General features: G+C 36.8%; 11 protein-coding genes. 3 read left to right on the top strand and 8 right to left on the bottom strand.

Going from position 1 to position 18,260, the window contains the following annotated elements:
- Positions 1–78: 78 nt before the first annotated feature.
- On the bottom strand, positions 79–1,731 hold the full coding sequence (locus tag VB796_RS20150) for a fatty acid--CoA ligase (protein ID WP_323348393.1): 1,653 nt from the start codon (positions 1,729–1,731) through the stop codon (positions 79–81).
- Between the two features lie 456 nt (positions 1,732–2,187).
- Here VB796_RS20150 and VB796_RS20145 point away from each other — a divergent pair, with 456 nt between their 5' ends.
- The 3 genes from VB796_RS20145 (at position 2,188) to VB796_RS20135 (ending at position 6,387) form a co-directional block, all read left to right on the top strand.
- Positions 2,188–4,587 (top strand): T9SS type A sorting domain-containing protein, encoded by a 2,400-nt coding sequence (locus VB796_RS20145; protein ID WP_323348392.1) that lies wholly within the window; start codon positions 2,188–2,190, stop codon positions 4,585–4,587.
- Positions 4,588–4,802: 215 nt separating this feature from the next.
- Positions 4,803–5,270, top strand: coding sequence for a hypothetical protein (locus VB796_RS20140; RefSeq protein ID WP_323348391.1), 468 nt, complete (start codon positions 4,803–4,805; stop codon positions 5,268–5,270).
- Positions 5,271–5,352: 82 nt separating this feature from the next.
- A complete protein-coding gene (locus tag VB796_RS20135) occupies positions 5,353–6,387 on the top strand; it encodes an oxidoreductase (RefSeq protein ID WP_323348390.1) in 1,035 nt (344 codons plus the stop codon).
- Position 6,388: 1 nt separating this feature from the next.
- Here the strand turns inward: VB796_RS20135 and VB796_RS20130 are convergent, their stop codons facing one another.
- From VB796_RS20130 to VB796_RS20100, 7 genes are all read right to left on the bottom strand, one after another.
- Positions 6,389–9,196: a glycosyl hydrolase gene (locus tag VB796_RS20130; RefSeq protein ID WP_323348389.1), complete on the bottom strand. Its 2,808-nt coding sequence runs from the start codon at positions 9,194–9,196 to the stop codon at positions 6,389–6,391.
- A gap of 275 nt (positions 9,197–9,471) precedes the next feature.
- Positions 9,472–10,938, bottom strand: coding sequence for a RagB/SusD family nutrient uptake outer membrane protein (locus VB796_RS20125; RefSeq protein ID WP_323348388.1), 1,467 nt, complete (start codon positions 10,936–10,938; stop codon positions 9,472–9,474).
- An 11-nt stretch (positions 10,939–10,949) separates the two neighbouring features.
- Positions 10,950–14,444, bottom strand: a complete 3,495-nt coding sequence (locus VB796_RS20120) for a TonB-dependent receptor (protein WP_323348387.1) — start codon at positions 14,442–14,444, stop codon at positions 10,950–10,952.
- Positions 14,445–14,465: 21 nt separating this feature from the next.
- The gene (locus VB796_RS20115; protein ID WP_323348386.1) at positions 14,466–15,458 is read right to left on the bottom strand and encodes a FecR family protein; all 993 of its coding nucleotides are present in this window, start codon (positions 15,456–15,458) and stop codon (positions 14,466–14,468) included.
- An 87-nt stretch (positions 15,459–15,545) separates the two neighbouring features.
- Complete coding sequence (locus VB796_RS20110) at positions 15,546–16,223, bottom strand: RNA polymerase sigma-70 factor (protein ID WP_323348385.1); 678 nt, start codon at positions 16,221–16,223, stop codon at positions 15,546–15,548.
- A 382-nt stretch (positions 16,224–16,605) separates the two neighbouring features.
- The gene (locus VB796_RS20105; RefSeq protein WP_323348384.1) at positions 16,606–17,517 is read right to left on the bottom strand and encodes a DMT family transporter; all 912 of its coding nucleotides are present in this window, start codon (positions 17,515–17,517) and stop codon (positions 16,606–16,608) included.
- A gap of 127 nt (positions 17,518–17,644) precedes the next feature.
- Positions 17,645–18,064, bottom strand: coding sequence for a cytochrome c (locus VB796_RS20100; protein WP_323348383.1), 420 nt, complete (start codon positions 18,062–18,064; stop codon positions 17,645–17,647).
- Positions 18,065–18,260: the final 196 nt, after the last annotated feature.

Raw genomic sequence — 18,260 nt, 5'->3', positions numbered from 1 at the left:
TGACAAATTATTCAGTAAACAAAAAACCTTGCTCAGAATCTAAGCAAGGTTTGAGTAATCAAGCATTTATATAAAATTTTACTGAGTCAACAAGGTGGCTCTGATAACTTTTTTGTCAATTTTACCGACAGAAGTCTTTGGAATAGCAACAGCAAACTCTACTGAACTCGGAATGGTCCATGCCGTAATTGTTTTATCATCTACATAACGTTGCATAAAAGTTTTTAAATCGTCTTTTGTCATACTTTTTCCTTCCTTCAATACAATCATGGCGTGTGGGCGTTCACCCCATTTCGCATCTGGAATGCCCACAATGGCAACTTCTTGTATGGCTTCATGTTGTCCGATGATATTCTCTAAATCAATTGAACTTACCCATTCTCCTCCTGTTTTGATGACATCTTTTATTCTATCGGTAATTTTTAGCGAATTATTTTCATTCATCGTAGCTACGTCACCAGTGTGTAACCAGCCATCGTGCCATAGTTCTTCTGATTTTTGTGGCTCATTAAAATATCCTTGTGTAAGCCAAGGCGTACGAGCGGTTACTTCTCCAATAGTTTCTCCATCTTTTGGTGCAACTTTTCCTTCGTCATCTAATAAACGTAAATCCACAAACATAGCAGGCGTGCCAGAGCGTGTACGAGCTTCTACTTGAAAATCAACATCGGGATTCAGTTTATCTTTTGGACTTACATAAACTGTTGATAAAATCGGACAAGTTTCAGACATTCCATAACCCGTAATTACATCAACTCCACGCAAAATGGCTGCTTTTGCCAACGTCTTTGGCAGAGCAGAACCACCAATAACGACTTTCCATTTTGAAAGGTCAATATTTTGTGTGGCAGGATGCGAAACAAACATTTGTAAGATAGTCGGAACACAATGTGAAAATGTCGGTTTTTCTTTAATAAAGCACTTTAAAACCGTTTCAGGCTCAAATTTTCCGATATAAACCTGTTTGGTATTGCATAAAGTTGCTACATACGGAAACCCCCAAGCGTGAACATGAAACATTGGGGTAAGTGGCATATAAACATCCGAATTATTGAATCTACAAGCACCATCAATTGCACTAAAAGTTAATCCAACAGAAAGCGTATGTAAGACCAATTGGCGATGTGTAAAATACACTCCTTTGGGATTGCCAGTTGTGCCAGTTGTATAAAAAGTAGTTGCAACGGCATCTTCATCAAAATCTTCAAAATCGTATTCCTCAGAAGCTTCAGCTAAAAGGTCTTCGTATTCGCCCACAATTGGCAATGACGAATCTTTTGAATATTCTCCTCCATCGGCACAAACAATAATACTTTTTACGGTTTTCATTTCCTTAGATAATGACTCCAATAAAGGTAAAAAGTCTGAATGACAGATAATTACAACATCTTCAGCATGATTGATGGTATAAAGAATTTGAACGGGAGATAAACGCCAATTGATAGTATGAAGAACATTGCCTGTCATTGGCACTCCGAAAAATGCTTCTAAATATCGGTGAGAATCATAGTCTAAAACAGCAATAGTTTGTCCGCCATCTAAACCTAATTTTTTGAAAACATTAGCCTGTTTCCTCACACGACGATTCAGTTCGAAATAGTTGTATCTTATTTGGTCTTTATAAACAATCTCATTCTCAGGCTCTAACATTACTGAATATGCCAAAATACTCTTAATAAGCAGTGGATATTTGAATGCCTTGCTTGCTGATGGCAATCTACGAATATTCATAGAATTATTATAAAAAATATAAAATGATTAATAGTTTTCAAAGATAATACATGAAGATTAATTAAAATGCTTAAAGCTTCGATATTTTTCAAAATGACTAAATCTTAAACAAATCGTACCATTACAAACAACCCTTTTGGATTGATAACCGTCTATGGGATAGTAAGCAATAGAGACAATAAAATGGTATTAAGGTTAAGTGTCTTTATATCAGTCAGTTATGGTTTTTTGAGTTTTTTTTGCTAAATATATTATTCCTAAAAAGAACTGACCGTTTAAAAAGTTTGAACACTTTTGTATGGTTTATAGCCGTTCTTAACTTAAATTTACTTGTCATTTGATAAAGTTTTGATTTAGCCAAAATCCATCTGGTAAAATCAATTTGTATTTTGCCATTTTGCAATAACTTTTGGCATCAATCTTAACCTAAAAATTCTTATCCAAATATTATTAATTATGAACAACCTTACTCATAAGATTTTTTTAGTCCTTTTATTCGTTGCAACGTCCGTATCTGTATGGGCGAAGGAAAACGATACTCCGACTTCTAAAAAAACGACTTCAGTAGCTATTCCTCCCGCAGCACCCGCTGTTGCATATTTAGGTGTGGACAGATGTGGTTATCAAGCGGCTGGGGATGCCAGAATGGTTGCACAACTTCAAGCAAAAGGTTGTGGTAATGGATTTATCCAGTGGTACGATTCTAATGGAGCAAATCTTGGGGTAAACCTACCGCAATCTGATTTAAAATATTTAGATGTAACAAGTGATATAGTTGTTTATGCTACTTGTACAGAATTTGGAGAAGAAAGCCCTCGTTCACAAAGTTTGTTTATTAGATATTTGGCTGCTCCGAGTGCAGTTCCATTTATTACTCAAGATAGCAAAGTGGTTTGTGAAGGACAAGAAATTACTTTAAAATCAAGTCTTACGGATACTAAGCTTATCTATTCTTGGGAAAGAGGTATTACCCAAACAACTTATGGTTATTTGATTGATGAATCAACAAAAGGACAAGGTTCTCCAGAATTAAAAGTTACAAAATCTGGATATTATTTTCTTTCAGTAACATCTCAAGACTGTCCTAATGTTCGTGTATTTGCACAAGGTCAAGTTTATGCAGAGTTCTTTTCTGTTCCAAAACCAAAAGTTACGGCAAGTGATAGTACATTTTGTGAGGACAAATCAATTTCTTTAAAATCAGATTCAACACAATTTGTAACTAAATACGAATGGTATGTAAATGGTACTAAACAAGATAGCTTAGGTTCGAAAAGTTTTATAAAATCCTTCAATAAAACTGCTAAAATTCAGGCATTAGCGATTGGAACAATATTAAGTTGTAAATCACCTTTATCAGATGTTGTTTCTGTAAGAGCGTTAAGAGTTCCTGCAAAACCTGTAATCACTCCTTCAAAAACTGGAGCTGCCATTTGTCAAGGAGATACACTTTCTTTGGTTTCGAGTTTAGGCTTTAAATATAAGTGGAGTAATGGTGCTACTACGCCAAGTATTAAAAATATTTCAGCAGTTGGAAAATATGCTGTACAAGTAATTGATACAAGCGGTTGTGTGTCTAAACCTTCAGATACAACAACAATTACTGTTTTTAGATTGCCTGCTAAACCTGTAATTTCTGCTGATGGTCCACTTGCATTTTGTAGTGGAGGAAATGTTAATTTATCTTCTACTCCAAACACCGTTTATATTTGGAGTACGAAAGCAACAACTCGTGCCATTAATGTTAATACTTCTGGTGATTTTACAGTTGCAGTAAGAGATATTAATAACTGTCTTTCTCCAACTTCAGACCCTGTGAAAGTTACAGTATATGCTTTGCCAGCAAAACCAACAATTACTGCAAGCGGTCCACTTTCATTCTGTGCCGACCAAAGCGTAATTTTGACATCATCTGACTTAATAAATGGAGAAAGAACTCGTTATCGTTGGAGTACAACAGATTCAACAAAATCTTTGACTGTTAAAAATTCTGCAACATTTACTGTACGTGTGCTTGACCCTCGTAATTGCTTATCTCCTGTATCTGAGCCAGTAACTACCATTGCATTGCCTTTACCTCCTGTTCCAACGGTATCGGCTGACGGTCCATTGGCTTTTTGTGCAAGAAGTAATGCGGATTATACAAAACCAAATAGTGTAAATCTTATTGCGATAAGCCAAAATGAAGTAACTTGGAGTACAGGTTTAGTTGCTAAAACATTAACATTAACCGCAATTGGTGCAGATGGTAAGTTTATTGATATTTCTCGTGAATATACAGCCACTGCTAAAGATGCAACAACAGGTTGTATTTCTCCAAAATCACTTCCATTAGCCATTATTGTTAGAAATAACCCAGATGTATCTGCATCAAGTATTGATAAAGATGGAACGTTTACTTTGAAAGCAGTTAACTTCCCTGACGGAACAGATTATGAATGGAAATATGGAACAGAAGTATTGAAATTTACTGAAGGAGTTATCAAAGCGAATCGTTATGGTGATTATACTGCTCGTAAAAAAACAGTATTTACAGTGCCAGCTCCAACAAATACATTAGCTTGTTTCTCTGATTTTGTAAAACCATTTAATTTCAAAGAAGACCCAGATTTCAAAGGTTTATCAATTTATCCAAACCCAAGTAATGGTTTGTTAACTATTGAAACTTTAGCAGATTATGAGAATCCAGAAGTCATTATTTATGACCTTTTAGGAAGATTAATCTATACAGGAACTGTTCCTTCAATTAAAGGTAAATTAATTGTAGATTTAAGAAATCAGCCAGAAGGAGAATATATGCTTCGTTTTAAAGCATCAGGTTTTGATTTAGCAAAACGTATTATTATCAACAGATAAAATATTTCTGTGTATAAAATTTCAAAAGCCTTCTTTAAGAAATTAAAGAAGGCTTTTTGTTTGTATTTTAACGAGTAAAATCTGCTATATACTGTTGATTTCGGCAGTAAAATAAATGTTTTCCATTCCCTATAAATACCGTAAAACTACCTTAAAATGAATTGAATTTTTATTTTACCTTTGACAAGTTTAAAACAATTTAACCATACATACCAATGAAAAAAATATTATTAAGTATCATTTTGCTAATGATTATTAGCATTTCAGCTTCAGCTCAACAGCAGTTTGTTTGGAATTATTACAAAGTAGCAATGACCTTGCACGATGATTTTAAAGTCACTAAAAATACGGATGAAGAGTTTAGAGCAGAAGGTGAAGGTATGGAGGTTTATGTAGATGTTTGGGAGGAAAATATTGCGGTTGACGATATGGATGAAGCGGTGGCAAGCTATGCCTTGAAATTGAAAATGACAGAAGTTGATGCTGCTCACGAAGTGCATATTAATGGATTAGACGGTTTCTATGTTGAAGGATTTAAAGATGGTGACCGTATCATGTTAGCAGGTTTGATTGTCCCAAATTCACACACAAATATTGTAGTAGAAATTAATTTTGATGATAAAGATGCTACTGCTGAAAAAGATGCTTTAGAAATACTCAATAGCATTAAAAAATTAAGATAGAATCGACCTAAAGAAGATTAAAAGGCTCAAAATATTAATTTTGAGCCTTTTTTGTTATTTTCGTAAAAGTAAAATTTATAATATGAAAAAGATTCAAAAGGTTTTATTGGGGATATTCATTACTTTTCAAGTAAATGCTCAATGGCAAAAACAGGCATCAAATACCGAAGTAAGTTTTAGGGCTATTTGTGCTGTTTCAGATAAAATTGTTTGGATAGGAGGGGCAAAAGGAACATTTTTAAAAACAAATGATGGTGGGAAATCTTGGGAGACACATCAAGTTTTAGGTGCTGAAAAGCTTGATTTCAGAGACGTTCATGCTTTTGACGATAAGAATGCCATTTTGATGAGTGCGGGTGAAGCAGAACAAGGAAATGCGAAGTTTTATAGAACAGAAGACGGTGGTAAATCTTGGGAAATTGTTTATGAAACTACTCAAAAAGGCGTATTTTTTGACGGAATAGATTTTTGGGACAAACAAAATGGTATTGCTTTTAGTGACCCCATTGAAGGTAAGTTTTTCATCATAAAAACAAAAGATGGCGGTAAATCTTGGTCGCCAATCAATGCGGTTAATATTCCTAAAAACCAAGAAAATGAAGCGGCTTTTGCTGCCAGTGGAACAAGTTTGATTATAGTTGGAACGAAGCAAGCTTATATCTGTACGGGCGGAGGAGAGTTTGCTCGTATTTTCAGAACCGAAAATCAAGGTGAAACTTGGTCGGTTGTAAAAACCGATATGCCAGCAGGGAAAACCAATGGTTTATTTGGATTGAGATTTTGGGATAATCAGCACGGAATAGCTGTTGGTGGGGATTATCAAGAAGTTGAAAAAGCCATTCCTAATGTTTTATTAACTGCAGACGGTGGGAAAACTTGGCAAAATACAACGCAAACAAATCCTGTTGGATTGAAAGAATGCATTGGTATTTATAAAAAGAAAATCCTGATAGCCGTTGGGCCATCAGGAACTTGTTTTTCAAAGGATTTTGGTAAATCTTGGATAATGATTGACAAAACGCCTTTTCATTCCATCAGTATTGCGGGGAATGGCATTTGGGCAGTTGGTGGTAAAGGGTCAATTGGGAAATTAGCCATTGATATTTTCAAAAAATAGCTTAATCTAACAATCTTACAGGTCCCAAAAGCCCCGAAGGTTGTAATTGCCAATCTGGTTTTACGGTTACATTGGTTTTCGTAAAACGTTCATTTTGTGGTTTTTCACGGTCGCCAATTAAGCGATTTCGCCATGTATTTACGACTTCTATTTCTATAATATTTCCTTTTTCTTTCAATAAACCTGCAACTAAAATTTGATAAGGCGGACACCACAAAATGCCAAAATCTTTCCCATTCACTTTTACTTTGGCAATGCCAACGTCTTTTACTTCGCCCAAATCAAGTATTTTTACGTCTTTTATGGGTGTATTTACATCGAATGTTGTCGTATAAATTGCCTTTCCCGAATAGAATTTAATGCCGTCTTCGGGTCTGTCTGTCCAACTGATTAATTTATCAAACTTAACCGATTTTGGACCTCCCCATTTGGGGTCAAAACTTACGTTCCAAGTATTGTTTATTTCTTGTAATGATTTATAAATCAATGGGTTATTTTTAGATTTTGCGGTTGTGCTATTGGGAATATCTTTTCTAAAAACCACAAAAATTGACCCGTTTGGATTAAAAGATAAATCAACGAAAGTTCTGCCATTTTCTTGGTAAAAATTCTTAGCAGGACTAATTTCACCCGTAACCGCATTCCATAATTCGGGTTGTTTTCCCGTAATTCTGAATGCCGCTGTCAACGAAAGTGATTCTTTTTGTTGGTTACTGATAAAATAATACTCAACGTCTTCAGCGGTGCGGTGAATATAGTCGAATGTCTTGCCTTCGGGTTTGTTGATAAATTGGCAATCGGCTAAAATACCTTTATTTATCAAGGCTTCTTTGGCAGTTAGTGGGCGAATTTGATTCGCCCCCACGCCATTCCATAGTTGTTCAGTAATATTTTTGAGTTCTTTTTCTGCGTCATTTCCGCTTACCAAACTGGCAGTTGCTAAGGGCTTTTCACCGATAACGGTTGCTCCATTTTCTACTAATTCTTTGATTTTGCGTAAGGCTTTCAAAGACATTATTTGATGATTGGGCAAAGCTAAAACCTGATAAGAAACGCCATGCGGAAGATAAATTTTGCCATTTTTTACCGATAAATCCATCAATTTATCTTCATTGATTAAGTCATAATCATAATCGGGCAAGGCTTTGGCGGGGTCATCATCTTTAAATCGTCCGATGTTAGGAATGTGGTCGCCATAATAATATAAAACGTCCGCTTGCGATGTTCCCGTTTGCATTAAATACTGAATTCGGGTTAAATATTGAATAAATCCCGTTGAATAATCCCACCAAGTTACATTGGGATTGAAATGCGTTCCTGCAAAATATTCTTGCCCTGGCAAACCCATTTCTTTGGGCGAACAAGTGAAGGTATGCAAATAAACGAGGTTCAATCCCGCACAAAATTCGTGGTCGGCTGAAGGTTTCATATCCGCCCAAATAACATCATTCCAATGGGGACCAATGGTCGTAAATGATTCTGCTCCGACCAATGTTTTATTGAAGATTTTAGCTGCACTTGCCGCCTGTTTTACAAAAAAGCGGTCAATATCTTTGGAACGGTGAGGCGAAGGCGACCAAAATTCCGACATCATAATTTCTGAATGTCCGTAGTTTTTGAGTCCGTCGAAAGGTCCTGCGTGAGGCCCTGCAGATTCGGGTTGAATACCCATACCGTATTCTCTGGCACGTTTTGCAAATACTCGGTAGTGATTATCGGAAATACAATCACTCAAAGTTTTGCGTAAATCCGTTAAAAAACGGTTACTTGTTTCACGATTTTCAATGATTTTTCCTGCTAAAATGGGCAAATAAGGCGTTGGGTCATAACCACGACGTTTTTTAAATTCGTCTTCAAATTTATCCGACCAATTCATGCCACCCGCTTCAAAACTATCTGTTTGTAGGTATTTCAACGTTTTGCCTGCTTTATCACCAATCATTTTTAATAATGGCTCAACGTTGGTATCCCAATAACGATTAAAATGTTTTTCGCTCGTGTAATCAATCACTCGCCCTTGCCATTTTCCACTGGATGTTGATACTTCCGCACCCGTTGGGGCATAGCCAAAGCGAATTATTGTCCATTCACCTGCGGGAGCCTCCCAGTCTAAAATACCCTCTTTTACGAATTTAGACAGGTTGGAGACCTGTCCTACGCTTGCATCTTCTTCGCCTTCGGTTGCTGGAATATCCGTTAAAAGTGGACGAGTTTCGGGAACAGACCAACCTACTTCTTTGGTAGCTGCTTTGTTCTGAAAATCTCTGATTGACTGACGATTTGGGAAGTTTTTTGTCGGAATTGCCAATACGACAATATCTTGATAAAAACCGTCGTGTCCTTGGGGTTGGGGCAAAATTTGTTGGATTTTAGTACCGCCTTGTACTTTTATTTCTGAAAAAACGACTTGTTTGGCGGCTTCGGCAGGACTAATGTCGGGACCGCCCAAATTCCAACCACTTTGAATACTCAACGACATGACCAAACCCAAACGGTCGGCTTCGTTGATGGCATGGAGGTACAATTCACGCCAAGCGGGCGAACCCCAAAGTGGGCCTTCGGGAACATCGCCATTGCCTCGCTGATTTTGTCCACCTGCATCAAAAATACACGCCCCACTAAATCCTTTGGCTTTCATTTCGTGTAAATCTCGGGTAATTGCTTCTTTGGTTACATTGCCATTGAGCCACCACCACCAACACCGAATCCCGTATTCTGAGGGCGGATTTTGGAAGGTTTTATCTGAGATTTGAGCAAAAATATTGTTCCATAGAAAGAGGAAAAAGAGTATTTTGATGAGTGTTTTCATATTTTGGATACAGAATTATCTTGGAAGATAGACCACAGATTTTACGGATTCAGCAGATTTACACAGATTTTATTTCAGATTTGATGATTTTTATACATCATTTAGGTAGGGATGAATAGCATTCATCCAATTCCCAAATTTAAAAGGGGGAATGCTATTCACCCTTACCTAACAATAAACCACAAATTAGACGAATTTTTAGCTTCAAACAGATAAATTAAAAATCTGTATAAATCCGCTAAATCCGTACAATCTGTGGTCTATTGTAAATTTATCTATTTCGTTATTTGTACCTCTCTATACGGATAAGGAAATTTTAAGTTTATCGTTGCGAAAGAACTTGGTAAAATATAACTTTTCAATGTTTTCTCAGCCGTTGCGTGAGCCGTCATTACTGAAACTGCTTGTCCTGTACGAACCAAATCAAACCAACGGTGATTTTCAAATGCTAATTCAATTCTACGTTCTTGGGCTATTGCCATTCTGAATTCCGCTTGCGAAGAAATTTTCAATTTTGCATCACTATTATCAGCCGTTTTAGCTGAAAGTCCTGCTCTGGTGCGCACACGATTGAGCAAGGTAAACGCATCAGCATTCGGAAAACTTGCTTCATTTAACGCCTCAGCTTGCATCAATAATACATCTGCCAAACGAGAAACGATAAAATTATCACCCGTGTTAAAACGCTCTAAATAAGGTGGATTCGAGTATTTTTGAATAAAAGGTACTATTTTTTTAGTCGTTGGGTCTGTGAAACTCGTATTAATAGAAGCTGCCAAACGTTTATCAACAGGTTCATAAGCATTGATTAAATCTTGCGTAGGAATGTTCCAACCTGCTGCCGCACCCGAACCCAAGGCATAACCCGTAGCCAGTGTTCCAGAATTATAAGGAGCAAAAGAATAGATAAAATTACTAACTTTTCCGCCTACGCCTTCTACAAATTGCACCTCAAATATTGATTCAGAACCGTTTTTCTTTTTGAAATTATCCGCATAATTTGCTACTAATGAATAACCACCTTCGGCTTCAATTCCTTTCAAAACTTCCGTTGCCAAAGTATAATTTTTCTGAGTTAAGTAAACTTCGCCTAACAACGCTTTTGCTGCTCCCGAAGTGGCTCTACCAATGTCCGTTGCCGTATATTTTGCAGGGAGTTTTGTAATCGCAACCTTAAAATCATCAATAATTGCGGCTAACACTTGTGCTTCGGCTACTCTTGGAGCAGTGGCGAAGGCTTCTTCGGGTGAAGTTACTTCTTTCAAAATCAAAGGCACATCGCCAAAAACTCTACTTAAATTAAAGTAATAATAGGCTCTTAAAAAACGGGCTTCGCCTTCAATTTGATTGCGAGAAGCTTGGTCGAAAGTAGCCGATTGAATTTTGGTTAACAGTAAATTACACCGACTAATTCCTAAATAACTGGCATTAAAAAACGACTGAAAATTGGCGTTTTGGTCGTTTTCACGGAATTCGTCCAATTCTTCCCGAATCGTTCCTGAGCGGTCAGCGGTATTTTGTTGGTACGAAGTATTGTCCGAACGCAATTCCGCAAAAAGCCAAATCGTGTTATTATGAATGCCCTGCAAAGGTGAATAAGCAGCGTTGATGGCTTGGATAAATTGGTCTTTGGTTTGGTAAAAACTGCCCGCTGACCCATTGGTGTCGGGTGTCAATTCAAGGAAATTATCCTTGCATGAAACCAACGCAAATGTGAGTAAAAGTATCGTTAATTTTTTCATTTTCGTCTTGATTAAAATTTACAGTTAAGTCCCACAGTGTAAGTGGCGGCAATTGGATAACTTCCGTAGTTTACGCCTGGTGCTAATGAATTATTTCCATTAAATCCAACTTCTGGAAATGCCCCTTTGTATGGCGAAACCGTCAATAAGTTTTGTCCAGAGAAGTACAAACGAAGCCCTTTTACGTATTTTTTAGGTTTGAAATTGTAGCCTAATGTTACATTTCTAACTACCATATACGAGGCATCCTGCACCCAAGCATCGCTGGTATTTCTTGAAAATGAATCACCTGATAATGCCGAACCTGTGCTTTGAACATTGCCATTTCCTTGATTATTAACGTCTTTATAGGCGTTCAATACGTCGGAATGAAGATTGAAAACACCATCTTGATTATAAGTAAAACGCTTGTAAAAATCGAGAATTTGTCCGCCTTGCGAACCATTTACCAAAACAGAAAAATCTAAATTTCCGTAGGTTACTCGGTTGGTCATGCCCCACGTAAAATCTGCGTAAGGACTACCAATTACGGTTTGGTCATTGCCGTCAATTTTGCCATCTCCGTTGATGTCTTCAAAGCGAATACTACCAATTGTTTGCACCGAAGCACGTGGATATTTGGCTAAATCATCGGCAGTATTGAAGAATCCACCTGCTTTTTTATAGCCATAAAATAAGCCCATCGGTTGGTCAACTAAGGTAATACTACCATTATCGCCTGATTGAATACGAGTACGATTTCCCAAATTGATAACTTTATTACGGTTAAACGAAATGTTAAAATCAGTATCCCAGTGGAATTTTTTCGTGCTAATATTTCGGCTACTCAAAGAGATTTCAACGCCTCGGTTACGTACATTTCCTAAATTGGTAATGGCAGTGGTAAAACCAGAAGAAGCGGGAATATCAACGCTTTGGAGCATACTTTGCGTAAAACGCTCATAAAATTCGAGTACCAAACTGAGTTTTCCTTTGAACAAAGACGCATCTAAACCAATATCGGTTTGTTTTGATTGTTCCCAACCTAAATTTGAATTTCCGAGTGAATTAATGGCTTGTCCTGTAACAATTTTTCCACCAATTACGTAGTTATCCAAACTCAATAATTGCAAAGCCGTGAAATTTCCGATGTTATTATTTCCTGCTAAACCATAACTTGCACGAAGTTTTATGTCTTCAACGATGTCATTTTGTGGGAAAAATTTCTCTTCTGAAATTCTCCAACCCACCGAAGCCGAAGGGAATGTTCCCCAACGATTATCCGCTCCAAATTTTGAAGAACCATCACGACGAACTGCCACATTGACCAAATATTTATCTTTGAAAGCATAGGTTGCACGACCAAGATAGGAAAGTAATGAAGCTTTTCCACCGCCTGCACCAGCCGTTACGCCCGTTGCCAAAGCCGAGTTAATCGTTTGAATGACATCATCAGCATAGCCACTACCATTGACAGAAGTATTCGTATTTACTTCTTTTTGAGCCGAATATCCCGCCATTACGGTAAAACGGTGTTCTTTTACACTTTTTGAGTAGGTAAGCGTATTTTCAGATAACCAGTTATAAGTACGAGCCGTAAAGTTATTTCCAGTTGCTAAGGTTGGCGGTGGATTACGGAAACCACCCACATAAGTTGGCGTGAATCTGTCTTGCGTATCAAAAATAATGTCAGCATTAAAAGTTGTTAAAAACTTCAAATTTGGCATAATTTCAACCCCTAAATACACATTGGCAAGGCTACGAATATTATTGGCGTTATTGGTGGTATTTACCAACATATTCACTGGATTGGCATTGACAAATAAGCCTGCTGAGGTAATACTTGGCGTAAAAGTACCGTCTGCCTGATAAACACTTGGTAAAGGACTGTTCAAATACGACTGCGTAATGATGGCATTATTAAAATGCCCTTCGGTTTCGGCTAAATGTCTGATTGAGAATGATGGAGCAACATTTAAGCCCACAGTTACTTTTTTGCCTAAATTGGCATCAATATTTGCTCTTACCGAAAAACGTTGAAAATCTGTATTCATCAATGTTCCTTGTTGGTTGAAATATCCAATTGAAATCATTGAACGGAGGTTTTCAGTTCCTCTACTGATGCTCAAATTATAATTTTGCATCGGAGCGGAACGAGTTAATTCTTTAAACCAATCTGTTCCTGTACCCAAAGCCGACGGATTTCTGTATGCTTCTGCTACACTTGAAAGATTAAAAACCGTACCTCTAATTCCTGCGAGTTGCATTTGTCCATCAATTCTATTTTGAGCAAATTGTTCAGCCGTCATCATTTGTACACGGTTACGGTCTGCAATAACTTGCGTGCCTGTATAAGCACTAAATTCAACATTCGTTACCCCTGATTTCGCTTTTTTAGTAGTAATCAAAATAACGCCATTTGAACCTCTTGAACCATAAATTGCCGTAGAAGACGCATCTTTCAAAATCGAAATAGATTCAATATCATCGGGTGAAAGTGTACTTAATGGATTTGAAAATTTACTGTAATAATTAGTTACAGGGAAACCATCAATGACATACAAAGGGTCGTCGCCTGCCCCTAATGAACCTGCTCCACGAATACGGATAACAGGCCCAGCCCCTGGAGCTCCCGAAACCTGACTCACTTGTACGCCTGCTACTTGTCCTGCCATTTTTTGGTCGATACTTGTAACGGGTAAATCTTTGATATTCTGTGTTTTAATGCTTGAAACTGCCCCTGTAACATCCTTTCTTTCTTGGCTACCATACCCAACCACAACCACTTCCGAAAGCGTTTTGGTATCTAAAACCATTGCCACATTTATTTTGGTACGATTGCCAACGCTCACTTCTTGGTTTAAATATCCCACGTAGCTAAAAACCAATACCGTTTTTTCGTCAGGAATAGACAAACGGAAATTGCCATTGCCATCTGTACTTGTGCCTGTGGTGGTATTTTTAATGCCAATACTTACGCCTGGCAGACCTTGTCCACTTTCAGAATCAGTAACTGTTCCGCTGATTGTTTGAGCAATTGACTCGATTTTCGACGTATTTTTTACTGCCAAAACCTCATTTTCATTAAGTTTTCCGTCATTAAACGACGTGGCTATATTAGTCGTTGTTTGCGAAATGGTTTCTTGAAATCGGGCATCAACATCGGCTGTTTGTTTGGATTTTTTTTCCGCTAAAATTAAATAAGAATCATCCTTTATTTTCTTATAACGTAAGCCTAACGGACGTAAAATACTTCCCAAACTTTTCTCAAATTTTAGGTCATAATGAATAGCATTACTCGAAACATTAAAGCCTTGAATAACTTTGTCTTCAAATAAAATATCAATTTTATAATGAGATTTTAAATTGCGAAGAGCATCTTTTAAGCTAATGCTTGATACACTTTCGGAGTGCGATTTTTGGAGTTTGGCATAAGCCATCATCTGTGCAAAACTGGAATTTTGCCACAAAAATAGGAGAGTGAAGGCAAAAAAAGTTTTGCCAACCATTCGTAGTTTTTGTTTCATAACTAAAAAGTCGGGTTTAAATTATTCAAAAAAAGTAACGTTATTATCTTGTCTATTAAAGTTGATTTCTAACAATTCGGAAATGACTTGGAGGAGTTCATCGGCATTTTCAGCATGAAAAGCACCTGAGATAGTTCTTTGTGATAGGGCTTCATCTCGGAATTCAATTTTTACTCCAAAATTCTCTTGAATCATCGTTGCGACCTCTTTTAAAGGCGTTTGTTCAAAGACAAAGCGGTGTTCTTGCCAAGCAGAATAGTTTTGAGGTTGTTCAATTTGTTGAACTTTTGCCTGTCCAATACGGTTAAACGTAACCAAATCACCAGGTTTCATGGTCAATTGTTTTGCCTTTTTCCCAACGGTGTAATTCAGTTTTACTTTCCCCTTGTTCAAGACAACTTTCGCCTCTTTCTGACGAGCATATACGTTGAATTCGGTTCCTAAAACTTCCACCTCAAAATTCTTATCAGTTTTGACAATAAATCGCTGATTATCAATGGTATGTTTGACTGAGAAACTGGCTTCACCCGTCAAAAATACCTCACGAGTTTTTGTTCCAAAACCAAAACGAGCCACTTTCAAGGCAGAATTGGCATTAAGCGAAACTTGGCTACCATCGGGTAATTGTATCTTTTGAATTTCTCCAAAAGCCGTTTGATAGTTTTTATAAAAAATATAATCTCGGGTGATAAAAACGCCAAAAGAAACCAGCAAAACAACCGCCGCAGCCGCCAACCAACGAAAATTTTGTTGGAAAAAATTAGGTGTAGGCTCAACGAAAATGGGCGTTAAATACGCTTCATTCTGAGCAATTTTTTGCAGCGATTTTTGGAGTGCATCCTCCGTATTTGGTAAAATCTGAATAAACTGGTTTTCCCATTCGTCTAACCATTCGTAGTATAATTCTCGATTTTCGGGTTCGAGAAGCCATTGTTCAATTAATTTTTTTTGTAGCGGAGTTGCTCGCCCCGAAAAAAGCTCAAACAATATATTTTTATTTACCGATTTGTCCATTTTTAGTTTGTTCTACTGTTAATAGTAACACAGACTTTAGTCTGTAATAGAGTAACACAGACTTTAGTCTGTATCCAGTAATTTTACTTACAGACTGAAGTCTGTGTTACTGAAAATTAGAAAAATAAAAAGCGAAACTAAATAGCCATCTAATGATTTTCGCATTTGAGACAAAGCCTTCATAATGTGTGCTTCCACGGTTTTTAGGGCGATTTCTAATTCTTCGGCTATCTCCTTATTTTTCTTATTTTCAAAGCGACTCATCAAAAATACTCGCTGACATTGGGGTGGGAGAGAGGTTATGCTATGTTCTATTTTCAAAAAAAGTTCATCGTATTGAAGCATCGTTTGAGGTGTTTCTTCTAAAACTTGGTTCAGGACGTTTTCTGGAATTTCATCAATGTCAGAATCATTTTTAAACTCCCATTGCAGATAATTGTAGGCTCTATTACGGACGGATGCGTACAAATACGAGCGAAAAGAAGTTGTGATTTTTGTTTGAACTTGATTTTTCCAGAAGGTCAAAAAAACGTCTCCCACAATATCTTCCGCTACTTCTTTGGAATACACAAAGCGAACGGCATGGCTACACAAAGCACGATGATAACGCCTAAAAAGTAGTTCATAGCCTTTTTTTGCATCCTCTTGAAATGCTTGTCTAATAAAAACCTCAGCATCTGCGATTTTCCCCTGAACACTATGTTCATCAACCACTCGAATTTTTGGCAAATTCCCGTTGAATGCGTATGCAACATTTTCTGACATGATAAAAGACTTTTTTGGGAAGTCAATTAATTGATATTGAGATAATTGTCTGTTTTTGGAAAGTAAGCGTAATTAAAACATAAAGACAGTTGTTACGTCGTGTCTAATTATTATGACAAGAATTAATTTTACTACCCTTAGTGTATTTGTAAAAAATGTTCATTTTTTTGTTTAAAAAATTATATTTTGAAAATAGGGGTATTTTATTCAGAAGAAAATGGAAGGATTTTAATACTCGAAGAATGAATTATATGTAAAAACAAAAACGTCATAAGTTTCAAAACCTATGACGTTAAAATAAGGTAGTGCGAATAGCATTCGCCAATTGTAATTCACCAGTTCTAAATTATAGTTGGCGAATACTATTCGCCACTACCTGTTCTTACTTTTTCCCTTTCCAAGAAATCATCAAAACACCACCCAAAACGATGAATGTACCGATAGTTTGCCAAGTAGAGATATGTTCATCCAAGAAAATATTTGCCATAATTATCGTAGCAATTGGTCCAATACTGCCAATAATTGAGGCATTACCAGAGCCAATTCTTTTAATTCCTTCCGAAATCATAAACGACGGAATCACCGTTGTAAAAACCGCCATCGTGATTGATAATCCATAAACTTCGGGTTGGTACGACCATAAACCTCCGCCAATCGACACGGAATAATGGACGATAATCATGGCGGTAGAAATCAGCATGGCGTAGCAAGTAAATCGTAAAGCTCCAATTTTAGGAATCATCTCGCCCGAACCAATCAAGTACAAGGCATACGTGAGCGAACTCAAAAATATCAAAAATGAGCCTGTCACTAAATCCTTTTGCAAACCCATGCGAAGGTCTGGAATAAAGGCGAAAATTACGCCTAAATACGTAATAATGAGGGCAAAATATTGAATTTTATGAATTTGTTTTTTGAGGAAAATCCCCGAAAGAATTACTACCAAAGTTGGATAAATAAACAAAATGAGTCTCTCAACACTTGCGGTAATGTAGTTTAAACCCCAAAAATCAAAAAATGCCGCTAAGTAGTAACCCACCAAACCGATTACTAACATCCAAATCCATTCTTTACCATTTAATTTTGGAACTTCCGCCTGATTTTTATTCTGAAAAAAGAGAATAATCAAGTAAAACGGAGCAGAAAATACCATTCTGAGAGTGAGTAAAGAAACCGTATCCACATGATAATGAATGTAATTATATTTGACCAAAACGGCTTTCCCCGCAAAACATATCGAACCAACAATTACCAAAATTGCCCCGATGAAATACTGTATTTGTGATTTTTTCATAATTGCAATACGGTAATATTTTACCGTGTATTTGCTATACTAAATGAATGGCAAAGGATTGCCGTACTACATAAAAAAACCTTTCCAAAAAGTTTTGGAAAGGTTTTTAAAGATTTTATAAACAAGCTTATTTTTTAGCTCTTTGTTTTTTTACATCTTCGGGACTAATTGCCCCTGCCTTATTTCCAAAACTTTTACGCACGTAAGTGAGTACATCCGCAATCTGATTATCCGTCAGAAAATCATGAGATGGCATTTCGTTAGAAAAACTATCACCATTGATTTCTGTATTTTTCAGACCTTTCAGAATAACATCAATCAGTCGGAGTGAATCACCCTGAACCCAGTCTGTATTTACCAACGGAGGGTTCATATTAGGCACGCCGCTTCCATCCTCTTGGTGGCAAGGGAGACAGTAAGTTTCGTAAATAATCTTTCCAGAATCTGCTTGAAAATTAGCAGATTTGGGTTTAGAAACGGTATTTTTTTGCATCATTGCCGAACTTAAAAATAATGTAAGCAATGATAAAGTGATGATGTATTTCATTTTGTAACTCGATGCTTCCGCATCAGACAATAATTATAACAAAACTGTAAAATCCGATGTGGAAACGTCGGGATACAATTAGATAACTTTCCTAAATAATATATAATTATTCAAAGATTTAGGTTTACAAGACCACATACGATAATCCAAACTTGTGCAATATTTTTTAGTCTGTTACGAAATGTCTCTTTTACCA

The organism is Arcicella sp. LKC2W (assembly GCF_034931005.1).
Lineage (GTDB): Bacteria > Bacteroidota > Bacteroidia > Cytophagales > Spirosomataceae > Arcicella.
The sequence above is the reverse complement of the archived record's forward strand: the minus strand, read 5'-3'. Positions and strand labels throughout refer to the sequence as shown.